The following is a 13371-nucleotide window of genomic DNA, read 5'->3' as shown; positions in this document are numbered from 1 at the left end:
TTTACTCCGCTTTGGCGTCTGCTTTCGCCGCGTTGGCCTGATCAGGGCTGGCCGGCTTGTTGACGTTGGTGGCTTCGCTGACCTTGACCTCGACGCCCGGACGCACGTATTGCAGCCCTTCGGTGATCAGGCGATCGCCCGGGTTCAGGCCTTCCTCGATCAGCCAGTCACTGCCCAGGGTACGGCTGGCCTTGAGCTGGCGCAGTTCGACCTTGTTTTCCTGGTTGACTACCAGTGCGGTCGGCGCGCCCTTGAGGTCGCGGGTCACGCCCTGCTGTGGGGCCAGGATGGCGTTGGCGTTGACCCCGGCGCGCAGGCGGGCATGCACGAACATGCCTGGCAGCAGGGTGTGGTCTGGGTTCGGGAAGATCGCACGCAGGGTCACCGAGCCTGTGGTCTCGTCGACCGAGACTTCGGAGAACTCCAGGCGGCCTTGCTGCTTGAACAGGCTGCCGTCTTCGAGCACCAGTTGCACCGAGGCGGCGTTTTCGCCGGCCTTTTGCAACTGGCCGCTTTCCAGGTCACGGCGCAGCTTGAGCAGCTCGGCGGTGGACTGGGTGACGTCGACGTAGACCGGGTCGAGTTGCTGGATGGTGGCCATGGCGTTGGTCTGACCATTGCTCACCAGCGCGCCTTCGGTAAACGCGGAACGGCCGATACGGCCGCTGATCGGTGCCAGGACTTTGGTGTAGCGCAGGTCGATCTGGGCACTCTTAAGTGCAGCCTCTGCCTGCAATCGTTTGGCATTGGCGTCGTCGTATTCCTGCTTGGACACAGCCTGTTCATCGATCAGCTGCTTGTAGCGCTCGGCCAGCGAGCGGGTGGCCTGCAGGTTGGCCTGGGCATTGGCCAGGTTGGCCTCGTAGACGGCAGGGTCGATCTGGTACAGCTGCTGGCCTTCCTTGACGTCGCTGCCTTCCTTGAAGAGACGCTTGAGAATGATGCCATTGACCTGTGGTCGCACTTCGGCAACCCGGTAGGCACTGGTGCGCCCCGGCAATTCCGAGGTCAGGGTGAAGGCTTGCGGCTGAATGGTCACGACGCCGACCTGAGGAGCCTGCGCGGCAGGCGCTGCTTCTTCTTTCTTGCAGCCACTGAGCAGAGTTGCCAGGGCGACGGCGGAAACCAGAGCGGTAACGGCTGGCTTGAATTGCATGAGGATCCTCGGGGCGCTGGAGCAGGAGACGCTCAAGAGTAATGGAAGAGTCTGATTCAGAAAAATGCTATCCGGTGGATAAATAGCTTGCTAAGGAATATACCTACATTCATGGTTGTTTGTAAATACCGCTGCGCAGTACTTGGTGACTGCCGCAGCCCTTGATTAGCCCATTCGGGAGACGCCCTGCAGAGGCGACCCCGGCGGTTTCCCCGAGCGCGCCGTGCGCTCGGGCCCAGATGAGGTTGTACTGCCATGGTCCGTAGAACCAAAGAAGAAGCCCAGGAAACCCGCGCCCAGATCATCGAGGCGGCGGAGAAGGCCTTCTACAAGCGCGGGGTTGCGCGAACCACCTTGGCCGACATCGCCGAACTGGCGGGCGTCACCCGAGGTGCGATCTACTGGCACTTCAACAACAAGGCCGAACTGGTGCAGGCGTTGCTCGACAGCCTGCATGAAGCCCATGACCACCTTGCACGCGCGAGTGAAAGCGAGGACGAACTGGACCCGCTGGGTTGCATGCGCAAGCTGCTGCTGCAAGTGTTCAACGAGCTGGTGCTCGATGCCCGAACCCGGCGTATCAATGAAATTCTGCATCACAAGTGCGAGTTCACCGATGACATGTGTGAAATTCGCCAGCAGCGCCAGAGCACGGTGCTGGATTGCCACAAGGGCATTGCCCTGGCGCTTGCCAATGCCGCGCGCCGGGGCCAGTTGCCTGTCGAGCTGGATGTCGAGCGCGCGGCGGTGGCCATGTTTGCCTATGTCGATGGCCTGATCGGGCGCTGGTTATTGCTGCCGGACAGTTTCGACCTGCTGCGTGATGTCGAAAAATGGGTCGACACCGGGCTGGATATGCTGCGCTTGAGCCCAGCGCTGCGCAAATGACACTTTGTTAAGGATTGTGAGGGAGTGTTGCCCCATTGTATTAACGGGGCATTAAAGGCGGGGTCGCTTGCGGCCCTGCTTTATTAGTGCCCGCGCAATTGCCGGTCCGGCAACGCCAGCGCCGCCACCAACCCCAGCAGTGCAACCACACCACTGCCCATCAACAAATGCTTGAACGTCTCCAGTAACCTTGCCTGGGTCAGTGGGTCGGCCTCGCCTGCCTTCAGGCTGCCCAGCAAGGGGTTGCCCAGCAGCTCGAACCCACCCTGGTGCAGCAACGCCAGCAGCAGGCTGGACATGCACGCCACCCCCATGGCCCCCCCAAGCGAGCGGAACAGGTTGGTGGTGCTGGTGGCCACGCCAATGTCCTTGCTGGCCACCGCGCTTTGCGTGCCCACCAGCGACGTCGGAAACTGCAGCCCGCAGGCAATGCCGGTCAGCAACATGAACACGGCGCTGAGCAGCGACGACTGCGGCGGTGTCATGGCCATGGCGAAGATGGCCACCGGCATCAGCAGCGCGCCGGTGAGTATCTGCGGTTTGTAGCGCCCGGTGAGGCTGGTCATGCGGCCGCCGGTGAAGGCCCCCATCGGCAGGCCCATGGCCAGTGGCAGCAGGTGCAATGCCGCGCTGTCGGCACCTGCACCGGTGATGCCCTGGTAGCGCAAGGGCATGAGCATGGTCAGGGAAATCGACTGGAAACTGGCGAAAAATATCACCCCCCAGCACAGCACGGCGACGCGGTTGCCGAACAGGTCGAGGGGCAGCAGCGGCTCCGGGCAGCGCCGTTCATGGCCAATGAAAAGCGCCAGGCCAAGCACCGCGCAGGCGAACAGCGCCAGTACGGATGGCGCTGCCCAGGCGTGGCCCTGGCCGACCAGGGTAATGCCCAGCAGCAGGCTACCCAGGCCAACAATCAGCAACACGGCGCCGAGGTAATCGACCTGGGCCTCGCGGCGCTTGACCGGCATGTCGCGCAGTGCCCGATGGATCGCCCACAACGCGACCATTCCCAGTGGCAGGTTGATCCAGAACACCCAGCGCCAGGACAGGTACTCGGTCAGCCAGCCGCCGAGCACCGGCCCGGCGACGCTGGCCACTGCGTACATGCTGCTGAAATAGCCCTGGTAACGGCCACGTTCGCGCGGTGGCACGAAGTCGCCGATGATCGCCTGGCTGACCGACACCATGCCCCCAGCACCGACCCCTTGCAGCACACGGGCCAGCACCAGTTGCTGCATGTCCTGGGCGAGGGCGCAGGCAATCGACGCCAGGGTGAACAGCGTGATGCCGGTAAGGATCATCCGCCGCCGGCCATACAGGTCACCCAGTTTGCCGTAGATCGGCACCGCCACCGTCATCGCTACCATGTACCCGGAGATCACCCAGGCCAGCAGGCCGACATCGTTGAATTGTGCGGAAATGGCCGGCAGCGAGACGGCGACAATGGTCTGGTCCAACGCGCCGAGGAAGATGGCCAGCATCAGAGCGGTGAGCACGTTGCGCAAGACGGTCGGGGGCAGGGCGGCAGTCACGAAATTACCTTAGGCATGGCAATGAGGCCGATGAAGTGTAACCTGACTTAGGTAGCTTCCTATGTACTATCTGCATCCCCTATGCAAGATCGGCATTGGCGCATTCATCCAGTGAGGCATGGCCGCGTGATATCGTGGCTGGACCGCAGGGGCTGTGATCCGTGGCCTGCACCAGCTTGGTGCAGCTAATTGCCGCAGGGTTTTCGTGTCGCTGTATCCCATACCTTTTATTCCTCTGCCTGCATGTCGAGCATGACCGCCCGGTGGGCGACGGTTGGAACAGGTCAGGTAGACCCGATTCAGGGGTTGGTAGCAACCGTTCAATTTCACGTTATTGCGGAGTGATCATGCCCAGGGCTTCCCACCAAGATTTGCGTTTTGCCTTCCGCGAGCTGCTCGCTTCAGGTTCCTGTTACCACACAGCGTCCGTGTTCGACCCGATGTCGGCGCGCATTGCCGCTGACCTGGGTTTCGAAGTCGGTATTCTTGGTGGTTCGGTGGCTTCGCTGCAGGTGCTGGCCGCACCGGATTTTGCCTTGATCACGCTCAGCGAGTTCGTCGAACAGGCCACACGCATTGGCCGTGTGGCGCAACTGCCGGTGCTGGCCGATGCCGACCACGGCTACGGCAACGCGCTGAATGTCATGCGCACGGTCATCGAACTGGAGCGTGCCGGCGTTGCGGCACTGACCATCGAAGATACGCTGCTGCCGGCCCAGTTCGGGCGCAAGTCCACCGATTTGATTCCAGTCGATGAAGGCGTCGGCAAGATTCGCGCGGCGCTTGAAGCACGGGTCGATTCGTCGCTGTCGATCATCGCCCGCACCAACGCCGGCGTGCTGAGCACCGAAGAAATCATCGTGCGCACCCAGAGCTATCAGAAAGCCGGTGCCGACGGGATCTGCATGGTGGGGGTGAAGGATTTCGAGCAGCTCGAGCAGATTGCCGAGCACCTGACCGTGCCGTTGATGCTGGTGACCTACGCCAACCCCAACCTGCGTGATGACGAACGCCTGGCACGCCTGGGCGTGCGCATCGTGGTCGATGGCCATGCGGCGTACTTTGCTGCCATCAAGGCCACCTACGACTGCCTGCGCCTGCAGCGCGGCCAGCAGAACAGGTCCGAGAACCTCAACGCCACCGAACTCTCGCACACCTACACCCAGCCCGAGGATTACATCCGCTGGGCCAAGGAATACATGAGCGTCGAGGAGTGACCGGCAGGGCGCCGTCAGCTCAACGGACGGCGCTCAAGGTTGCGCTTTGCGGCACGCAGTGCGCGTGCTGACAATTGGCTGCCGAGCTGGGTTGGTCGCGGAGCAGTTCGACCCGCCAGCAGGCTGAGCCGTAAAGCCCGGCAACGGCAAACAGCGCCATCACCACTGCGAACCTTCTTGTCTTGATGCCCATGGTGCTCACCTCCTGTTACCGCGCCAGGTGATACCGGTAAGCGTAGGCCAATTCGCGGCGCCATGGGCTTACATCAGGTGCTTGTCCCATTCCGGCTCGTCCCGGAACCGCTGTGCGAGAAAGTCCAGCATGCTGCGCAAGGTCGCCGGCATGTGCTTGCGCGAGGTATACACCGCATTCAGGTTGAGCTCGCGCGGCCGTGCCTCGGGCAGCAGGCGCACCAGTGCGCCCGAGCGCAGCGCAGCGGCAGCCTGGTAGGTTGGCAGCATGGCAATGCCCGCACCGGCCAGTGCCGCCTTTTGCAACGTCATGGCCTCATTGGCACTGATGTTGCCCTCGACCGGGACGGCAATGGCGTGGCCCTGCACCTCGAAATGCCAGAGGCTGTGGCCGAAGTAGGCATGGGTCAGGCAATTGTGCCCGCTCAGTTCCTCAACCCGCTGCGGCGTCCCATGTTCGCGCAGGTAGCCCGGTGCCGCGCACACCACCGAGCGGCACACGGTCAGGCGCCGGGCGATCAGGTTCGGGTCCAGGTCGTTGCTGGTGCGGATGGCCAGGTCGATGCGCTCATCCACCAGGTTGACCGTGCGATCGAGCATCTGCAGTTCAACCTTCACCCCGGGATAGCGCCGAACATACGCGGCCACGGCATCCACCAGTTGCGCTTGGCCGAATGACGTACTGACGCTGATGCGCAGCGCGCCGCGGGGCGCGTCGTCCGGTTGGCGTACGGCAACCTGCAGGTCGCCGGCAAGTTCCAGCAGTTGGCGGCAGCGGGGCAGTGTCTCCTGGCCAGCGGCGGTCAGGCTCAGCTTGCGCGTGGTGCGCTGCATCAGCCGCGCTCCGACCCACTCCTCGAGTTCTGCCAGGTAGCGTGAAACCACTGGCCGCGACAGCTGCAGGTGATCCGCTGCCGCAGACTGGCTGCCCAGGTCGACAACAGTGACAAAAACGCGCATGGCGTTGAGACGGTCCATGATTTGCCCGATTTTAGAAACAAACTATGTTCGAGCATCGCATTTTTTGTCATGGATTTGGCAACTAAGCTGTTGACCATTCTTCTACAGACGGACCGTTGCGATGTCGCTATTCACTCCCTTGCGTGGCCTGTTATTGGCCTGTGTTGCGTTGACCGGCCCGGCCCTGGCTGCCGAGCCGCTGCAGCTGGAGGTCTACAACCCTGGGCACGAGGCCATTTTCCCAGTCAGTTCGGTGATTGTCAGCGGCGCCCACGATGCCATCCTGGTCGACGCCCAGTTCGGCAAGGCGCAGGCTGAACAGGTGGTCGAGCGGTTGCGTGCCGGCGGCAAGCGGCTGACCACCATCTACATCAGCCATGGCGACCCGGACTACTACTTCGGCCTCGACACGCTGACCCAGGCGTTCCCCGCCGCCAAGGTGGTCGCCTCGGCGCCCACGGTTGCGCACATTCGCCAGACCATGGACGCAAAGCTGGCCTACTGGGGCCCGCAAATGGGCGCTGACAAACCGGCGCGGCTGGTCGTGCCACAGGTCCTGGCGGGCGATCGCCTGACCCTGGAAGGCCAGACGCTCGAGGTGGTCGGCCTGGACGGGCCGCAGCCTGATCGCAGTTTTGTCTGGATTCCGTCGATCAAGGCAGTCGTCGGCGGCGTGGTGGTTGCGGAGCATATCCACGTGTGGATGGCCGATACCCAGTCGGCCCAGTCGCATGCCGACTGGCTGGGCACGCTCAAGCACATCGAGCAGCTGGCGCCGCGCACCGTTGTGCCCGGCCATTACCTGGGCCAGAGCAGCCGTTCGCTCGCCGCTGTGCGCTTCACGGCCAATTATGTTGAGGCGTTCGATGCCGAAGCCGCCAAGACGAAAGATGCCGCTACGTTGATCGCGGCGATGAAAAAACGCTACCCGGGCCTGGCTGACGAGAGCTCGCTGGAGCTCGGTGCCAAGGTCGCCAAGGGCGAGATGAAGTGGTAATTCCGTTCAATTGATGGAGTGTTTCCCATGAGCAAGATCGCAATCATTGGTGCCACCGGCCGAGCCGGCAGCCAGTTGCTGGAAGAAGCCCTGCGCCGTGGCCACAGTGTCGTGGCCATTGCTCGCGACCCGTCGCGGCTGCAGGGGCGTGATGGGGTGACGGTCAAGGCGCTGGACGTCAAGGACAGTGCGGCGCTACAAGCGGCTGTCGCCGGTGTGGACGCGGTGTTGAGCGCTGCGCACTTTGCAACTATCGACGCGCACGCGATCATCGAGCCGGTCAAGCGCGCCGGGGTCAGGCGCCTGCTGGTGGTGGGCGGGGCCGGCAGCCTGCTGCTGCCTTCCGGGCACAGGGTGATCGACAGCCCGGACTTCCCCGAGGCCTACAAAGCCGAGGCGAGTGCCGGCGTGCGTTTTCTCGAGGTGCTGCGCCAGGAGCAGAATCTGGACTGGACGTTCCTGTCGCCGTCGGCGGAGTTTGTCGAGGGCGAGCGGAGCGGGCACTACACGCTGGGCAAGGATCATCTGCTGATCGGTGCCGACGGCAAGAGCTGGATCACCTTTGCCGACTATGCGATTGCCATGCTCGATGAGCTGGAAAAGCCGGCGCATTCGCGGGCGCGGTTTACCGTCGGGTACTGAGCCACAGCACGGCCTCGTGTAGGAGCGGCCTTGCGTCGCGAAAGGGTCGCGGAGCGGCCCCTACGTTCTTACAGGCGCCCAAAAACCCAGGGCCGCTCCGCGACCCTTTCGCGACGCAAGGCCGCTCCTACAAGGGATCGCGGTTGGCGCGCGCCTGCAGCCAGTCCATCAGCTCGACCAGGCCGGCGGGCAGGTGCTTGGCCTGGCTGACCAGGTAATAGCCTTTGCCGGTCGTCACCTTCAAGCCAAAAGGCATGCACAGCCGTCCGCCGTGCAGGTCATCGCCGATCAGCGACCAATCGCCAATGGCCACCCCGGTGCCCTGCGATGCCATGGCCATTGCCATGTCCAAGGTCTCGAAGTGCTGTTTCGGCCCTTGAGCAGCAAACGTCGCGCCAGCTGCCTGCAGCCATAGCCGCCAGTCGTGCTCGTCACGCGAGGGGTGCAGGAGCATGTGGCGCATCAGGTCGTCGATCTGCGCCAGCGGCAAGGCGCCTTCCAGCAGTGAAGGCGCGCAGACAGGTGTCAGCTGCTCGTCGAACAATTTGCGAACCTGCAGGCCATGGTTCGGCAGGCTGCCGTACACCACCGCCGCATCGAAGCCTTCGCGGCGGAAGTCCACGCCATGCTGCACCGTGGTGGTCAGCTCTACCGGTACGTCGGGGCGCAGCGCCTGCCATTCCATCAGGCGTGGCAGCAGCCAACGCATGACGCAGGTCGGCGCCTTGAGCTGCAAGGTGGCGCGATGCCCACCCACTTCACGCACGCCTTGTTCGACCAGCGCAAACACCTGCTGCACCCGCGGCAACCAGTCCTGGCCTTCACGCGTCAGGCTCAGGCCGCGGGCCTGGCGCTGGAACAGGGCGTAACCGAGGTGCGCTTCTAGTGCGCCGATCTGCCGGCTGACGGCGCCTTGAGTGATGTGCAACTGCTGCCCCGCACGGGTGAAGTTGCAGTGCTGGGCTGTGACCAGGAAGGTGTACAGGGCGGGCAGGGGCGGTAGCCGTTTCATTGCATTAAGCCATGACGTGGAGACATGGCTAGTATGTGTTTTTTTGCATTGTGGCGATAGCGTTGGCTTGGGTCCAATACGGGCAGATTCCAACAAGACTCAAGGTAAAAACACATGGCAACCTGCGGCGAAGTATTGGTCAAACTCCTTGAAGGCTATGGTGTGGACCATGTCTTCGGCATTCCAGGCGTGCATACCGTCGAGCTCTATCGCGGCCTGGCGGCTTCTTCCATTCGTCATATCACCCCGCGCCACGAGCAAGGCGCCGGGTTCATGGCCGACGGATATGCCCGGACCCGGGGCAAACCAGGGGTGTGCTTCATCATCACCGGCCCTGGGATGACCAACATCACCACCGCCATGGGCCAGGCCTATGCCGATTCGATCCCGATGCTGGTGATTTCCAGCGTGCAATCGCGCGATCAACTGGGCGGCGGCCGCGGCAAGCTGCACGAGTTGCCGAACCAGGCTGCATTGGTGTCGGGCGTGGCAGCCTTCTCGCAGACCCTGATGAGCGCCAACGACCTGCCACAGGTACTGGCCCGCGCCTTTGCCGTGTTCGAGGGCGCCCGCCCGCGCCCTGTGCATATCGAGATCCCACTGGACGTGCTGGTCGAGCCAGCCGATCACTTGCTGCCAGGCCGCCCGGTGCGCAGCAGCCGCGCAGGTGCCGCCCCCCAGGCCGTAGCGTTGATGGCCGAGCGCCTGGCCAAGGCCAAGCGCCCGCTGATTCTGGCGGGTGGTGGTGCGTTGAGCGCTGGCGCCCCCTTGGCCCGCCTGGCAGAGCTGCTGCAGGCACCGGTAGCATTGACGATCAATGCCAAGGGGTTGCTGGCGTCCGATCACCCGTTGCAAATCGGCTCCACCCAGTCGCTGCCGGCCACGCGGGCGCTGGTGGCCGAGGCGGACGTGGTGCTGGCCATCGGTACCGAACTTGCCGAAACCGACTATGACGTGACCTTCAAGGGCGGCTTCGAGATCCCGGGCAGTCTGCTGCGGATCGACATCGACCCGGACCAGACAGTGCGCAACTACCTGCCCGAGCTGGCGTTGGTCGCCGATGCCGAACTGGCTGCCGAGGCGCTGTGCGCGGCCTTGCAGGGGCAGCCGCTGCCAGCGCGTGACGGTGGCTGGGGGCAGCCGCGCGTGCAGCAGCTGCGCCAGGCCCTGGCGAGCGGCTGGGACCAGCCGACCCTGAGCCAGACCCGCCTGCTGAGCAGTATCCTCGAGCGCCTGCCCAACGCCATTCTGGTCGGCGATTCGACCCAGCCGGTGTACTCCGGCAACCTCACGCTGGACATGGACCAGCCGCGCCGTTGGTTCAATGCCTCGACCGGTTACGGCACACTGGGCTATGCATTGCCAGCGGCGATGGGCGCCTGGCTGGGCAGCGCCGCGCAAATCGCCGAGCGTGCGCCGTCGGTTTGCCTGATCGGCGATGGTGGCTTGCAGTTCACCCTGCCGGAGCTGGCCAGTGCGGTGGAGGCCCAGGTACCGCTGATCGTGCTGTTGTGGAACAACCAAGGGTACGAGGAAATCAAGAAGTACATGGTCAATCGCGACATCGAACCGGTCGGCGTGGATATCCATACCCCAGACTTCATCGGCGTGGCACGGGCCTTGGGCGCCGAAGCGGAGCATGTGGTTGATGTCGCGCAGTTACAGGCGGCGTTGGGGCGTGCGGTGGAGCGCAAGGGGCCGACCTTGATTCAGGTTGACCAGAATCAGTGGCAGGCGGCGGTGGTCGCGTAAAAAGCTGCCGGCCTGTACCGACCCCTTCGCCGGTACAGGCCGTGCACAACTACCCGGCCGGGGCCCGCAACCGTGCCACATCGCGAATCGGCGGCGCGCCGTACAGCCTGCTGTATTCGCGGCTGAACTGCGACGGGCTTTCATACCCGACCCGATAGCCCGCCACTGCGGCTTCAAGCCCGTCATTGAGCATCAACCGCCGTGCCTCTTGCAGGCGCAATTGCTTTTGGTACTGCAGTGGGCTCATGGACGTCACGGCCTTGAACCGATGGTGCAAGGTCGAGGTGCTGAGGTTGACCTCCCGGGCCAGGTCCTCGATGCGCAACGGCTGCTGGAAGTTCTGGTTGAGCCAGGTAATGGCCTGGCAGACTCGGTGGGTCTGGCTGTTGGCCAAGGCGATCTCATACAGCCGATAGCCCTGCGGGCCACGCAGCAGGCGGTAGAGAATTTCTCGGCGGAACAGCGGCGCCAGCATGGCAATGTCCCGTGGCGAATCCAGCAGGCGGATCAGCCGCAGCAGCGCGTCAAGCAACTGTGCGTCGGTCCTCTCCACATACAGCCCACGGCCGGACGGCAGGTTGGGCACCAACATCGGCCCACTTTCGGCGATCAGTTGGCTGATTTCGGCTGGGTCAAGATCCAGTCGCAAGCCCAGGCTGGGGTTTTCGGGGCTGGCATCGAGTTTGGCCGCGCTGATCGGCAAGGTCACCGACACCACCATGTAGTGCAGCGGGTCATAGGCGTACTGCTCGTCACCGAGGAACAGGCTTTTGCTGCCCTGTGCCAGGATGCACAACGCCGGCAACGCCAAGGTAGGCATGGCGCGGATGTTTTCCGTGTAGCGCACCAGATACAGGTCGTCGATGGCCGACACCGTGCCTTGGGGCTCGCCGGCATGGCGGCGGATCAGCTCGGCCAGCTCCTGGCGTTGCACTTCCAGGGACGGCTCGATGGGCGTGGCGGTGGTCATGATGGTTTCCTCTACTGACTGACGCAGCATAGGTTTGGGCAATGGCGGGCGCTAGTCGAAAGCTGCACGGCGATTGCCTGATCCTGCCGTGCTGCAGGATCAGGCAATCGCCGTGCAGTAATAGCCTAACGCGTCGCGCGCGCCAGCCTCTAACCTTGGCAGCCTGGTTTTTCGTCCGCCTGCTTCAAGGAGATCGTGCAATGACCCAACGACAACCGGTCACCCACTTGGCTTTCATTCGTGCCAGCAGCGGACGTTCGGCAGAGCTGGGCGCGCGCCTGCGCGATCTGCTCGAGCCTTCTTTGCGTACACCGGGTTGCCTTAGCTTCACGGTCCAGCGCTCGCAGGCCGACGCCGACCTTTGGCTGCTCAGCGGCAGCTGGCGCGACCAGCAGGCGATGAGCGGCTACTTCGCGTCACCGACCCTGGAGGTGTTCGGTGAGCTGGTGCAGGCTCAGGTGGTCAGCAGCCTGGATTTGCATACCTTCGATTGATCGCTGGTGTGTGCAGGTTAGAATGCCGCCCTCGATCAATGGCGCGGAGCGCAGCATGGCACGTAGAGAATTCCCGCAGTTCGAAGCGGTTTCGGCGATGGTCCCGGTGGAAGGGGGTGGCTACAACGCGGCCATTGCGGTGAAAGCGCTTGGCATGGGCGGCGCCCCGCGCTTTCACAAGGTACTGGACGGCCAGGTGTTCAAGGGCGCCATGGCGGCCGACGAGGCCGCCTGCGCCGAACTCGAACGCCTGCAGGGCGTCAGTGATGAGGGCGAGCTGATCTGGTGATCAGTTGCCCGCCTGCGGCCTGGCCATCTTGAACAGGTTGCCCAGTTCGAAGTAATCCGCCGGGCCGCCACCACGCAAGATCGGCTCGGCGGCAGCGGTATCGTAGATGCCGTCCTTGAGCAGGTGCTCGGCAATGTGCACCGCCACCACTTCACCCAGGATCAGCCAGCTGGGCACCAGCGCCTGGTCCGCCCGCTGCAGCTGGACGATCTGGCTGACCTTGCACTCGAACGCCACCGGCGTTTCGCCTACGCGGGGCACCTGCACCACACGCGACGGTGCTGGCGTCAGGCCGCTCAACGCGAACTCATCGATGTCTGCCGCTACCGCCGCACAGCTCTGGTTCATCGCCTCGGCCAAAGGCCGGGTCGCCAGGTTCCAGACAAACTCGCCGGTCTGCTCGATGTTGTTCAGGCTGTCTTTGCGCCCGACACTACAGAAACCGATGATCGGCGGGATGTAGTTGAAGGCGTTGAAAAAACTGTAGGGCGCCAGGTTCAGGCGGCCTTCGCGGTCGTGGGACGAGATCCAGCCAATGGGGCGGGGGCCGACGATGGCGTTGAAGGGGTCGTGGGGCAGGCCGTGGCCTTTGGCAGGTTCGTAGTAATACATCGGTGCTGGGCTTGCTTGCCCTACCTCTTGGGGACGAAGGCCTCTAGTGTGCCAAGCCTGTGCCCGCCTGAAAATGATCAAGCCCGGCCGAAGCCGGGCTGGGTACGCGCATCAGGGGTCAGCTGATGCGGTGAGCGTTGGTGCGATCGAAGCCGTCTTCGGCGAAGCGCTGGCCGCCGGTGCGGTCGAAGCCATCTTCAGCGAAGCGTTGGGCGCCAGTGCGGTCGTAGCCGTCCTCGGCGAAGCGTTGGCCGCCGGTGCGGTCGAAGCCGTCTTCGGCGTAAGTGGCGGCTTGGGTTTGCACCGCTGCGAAGGTATGGGCATTGGTACGATCGAAGCCGTCTTCGGCGAAGGCGCCAGCAGCGAAAACCGAAAGGGCCAGGGTGAGGATCAGTTTGTTTTTCATGGTCGTTGCTCCAGGGTGGCGAGGGGTTGTTGTTTCTATGGGTTTAATCCTACGCTTATAAAATTGATTAAAAAGCGCAAAAAATAGCGTCTAAATATCGTTTTAATCGATTGGTTAGCCCATGCTGACGGTGAATCAGGCAGTGGGCCTGAGGTGTATTGTCTGGGCGCGGATCATCGCTTCGTCAGCCCTTGCAGAATGACGGCGTGAAATTAATGGGGCGTTAAGATCGAAAATCAGTCTTTATGG

The 13371-nt window shown here is 63.3% G+C and carries 15 protein-coding genes; 7 read left to right on the top strand and 8 right to left on the bottom strand.

Annotated elements, in window-relative coordinates; translation table 11 throughout:
* Position 1 precedes the first annotated feature (1 nt).
* The gene (gene ttgA, locus PC358_RS22925; protein WP_033702753.1) at positions 2-1156 is read right to left on the bottom strand and encodes a toluene efflux RND transporter periplasmic adaptor subunit TtgA; all 1155 of its coding nucleotides are present in this window, start codon (positions 1154-1156) and stop codon (positions 2-4) included.
* A 255-nt stretch (positions 1157-1411) separates the two neighbouring features.
* On the opposite strand from ttgA, the gene ttgR reads away from it, so the two are divergent.
* Positions 1412-2044, top strand: a complete 633-nt coding sequence (gene ttgR / locus PC358_RS22920; RefSeq protein ID WP_033702752.1) for an efflux transport transcriptional regulator TtgR — start codon at positions 1412-1414, stop codon at positions 2042-2044.
* An 83-nt stretch (positions 2045-2127) separates the two neighbouring features.
* Here ttgR and PC358_RS22915 read toward each other — a convergent pair whose 3' ends face one another.
* A complete protein-coding gene (locus PC358_RS22915; RefSeq protein ID WP_033702751.1) occupies positions 2128-3579 on the bottom strand; it encodes an MDR family MFS transporter in 1452 nt (483 codons plus the stop codon).
* A 347-nt stretch (positions 3580-3926) separates the two neighbouring features.
* Here PC358_RS22915 and PC358_RS22910 point away from each other — a divergent pair, with 347 nt between their 5' ends.
* On the top strand, positions 3927-4796 hold the full coding sequence (locus PC358_RS22910; RefSeq protein ID WP_033702750.1) for an isocitrate lyase/PEP mutase family protein: 870 nt from the start codon (positions 3927-3929) through the stop codon (positions 4794-4796).
* A gap of 19 nt (positions 4797-4815) precedes the next feature.
* Here PC358_RS22910 and PC358_RS27960 read toward each other — a convergent pair whose 3' ends face one another.
* Positions 4816-4989: a hypothetical protein gene (locus tag PC358_RS27960; protein WP_167334470.1), complete on the bottom strand. Its 174-nt coding sequence runs from the start codon at positions 4987-4989 to the stop codon at positions 4816-4818.
* A gap of 68 nt (positions 4990-5057) precedes the next feature.
* Complete coding sequence (locus tag PC358_RS22905) at positions 5058-5966, bottom strand: LysR family transcriptional regulator (RefSeq protein ID WP_033702749.1); 909 nt, start codon at positions 5964-5966, stop codon at positions 5058-5060.
* A 103-nt stretch (positions 5967-6069) separates the two neighbouring features.
* Here PC358_RS22905 and PC358_RS22900 point away from each other — a divergent pair, with 103 nt between their 5' ends.
* Positions 6070-6945 carry an MBL fold metallo-hydrolase gene (locus PC358_RS22900; RefSeq protein ID WP_033702748.1) on the top strand — a complete coding sequence of 292 codons (876 nt, stop codon included), beginning with the start codon at positions 6070-6072 and terminating at the stop codon, positions 6943-6945.
* A gap of 27 nt (positions 6946-6972) precedes the next feature.
* Positions 6973-7587, top strand: coding sequence for an NAD(P)-dependent oxidoreductase (locus PC358_RS22895; RefSeq protein ID WP_033702747.1), 615 nt, complete (start codon positions 6973-6975; stop codon positions 7585-7587).
* A 127-nt stretch (positions 7588-7714) separates the two neighbouring features.
* On the opposite strand, the gene PC358_RS22890 is transcribed toward PC358_RS22895, so the two are convergent.
* The gene (locus PC358_RS22890; RefSeq protein WP_033702746.1) at positions 7715-8599 is read right to left on the bottom strand and encodes a LysR substrate-binding domain-containing protein; all 885 of its coding nucleotides are present in this window, start codon (positions 8597-8599) and stop codon (positions 7715-7717) included.
* 114 nt (positions 8600-8713) lie between these two features.
* On the opposite strand from PC358_RS22890, the gene PC358_RS22885 reads away from it, so the two are divergent.
* Positions 8714-10351 carry a 5-guanidino-2-oxopentanoate decarboxylase gene (locus PC358_RS22885; RefSeq protein ID WP_033702745.1) on the top strand — a complete coding sequence of 546 codons (1638 nt, stop codon included), beginning with the start codon at positions 8714-8716 and terminating at the stop codon, positions 10349-10351.
* A 49-nt stretch (positions 10352-10400) separates the two neighbouring features.
* On the opposite strand, the gene PC358_RS22880 is transcribed toward PC358_RS22885, so the two are convergent.
* Positions 10401-11321 carry an AraC family transcriptional regulator gene (locus PC358_RS22880; RefSeq protein ID WP_033702744.1) on the bottom strand — a complete coding sequence of 307 codons (921 nt, stop codon included), beginning with the start codon at positions 11319-11321 and terminating at the stop codon, positions 10401-10403.
* 200 nt (positions 11322-11521) lie between these two features.
* Between PC358_RS22880 and PC358_RS22875 the strand changes: the two genes are divergently transcribed.
* Both PC358_RS22875 and PC358_RS22870 read left to right on the top strand, forming a co-directional pair.
* Positions 11522-11815, top strand: a complete 294-nt coding sequence (locus tag PC358_RS22875; protein ID WP_033702743.1) for a putative quinol monooxygenase — start codon at positions 11522-11524, stop codon at positions 11813-11815.
* 22 nt (positions 11816-11837) lie between these two features.
* Positions 11838-12104: a hypothetical protein gene (locus PC358_RS22870; protein ID WP_033702742.1), complete on the top strand. Its 267-nt coding sequence runs from the start codon at positions 11838-11840 to the stop codon at positions 12102-12104.
* On the opposite strand, the gene PC358_RS22865 is transcribed toward PC358_RS22870, so the two are convergent.
* Positions 12105-12716 carry a flavin reductase family protein gene (locus PC358_RS22865; protein ID WP_033702741.1) on the bottom strand — a complete coding sequence of 204 codons (612 nt, stop codon included), beginning with the start codon at positions 12714-12716 and terminating at the stop codon, positions 12105-12107.
* Positions 12717-12834: 118 nt separating this feature from the next.
* Positions 12835-13122: a hypothetical protein gene (locus PC358_RS22860; protein ID WP_033702740.1), complete on the bottom strand. Its 288-nt coding sequence runs from the start codon at positions 13120-13122 to the stop codon at positions 12835-12837.
* Positions 13123-13371 lie beyond the last annotated feature (249 nt).

Source organism: Pseudomonas capeferrum (genome assembly GCF_000731675.1).
Classification (GTDB): domain Bacteria; phylum Pseudomonadota; class Gammaproteobacteria; order Pseudomonadales; family Pseudomonadaceae; genus Aquipseudomonas; species Aquipseudomonas capeferrum.
The sequence above is the reverse complement of the archived record's forward strand: the minus strand, read 5'-3'. Positions and strand labels throughout refer to the sequence as shown.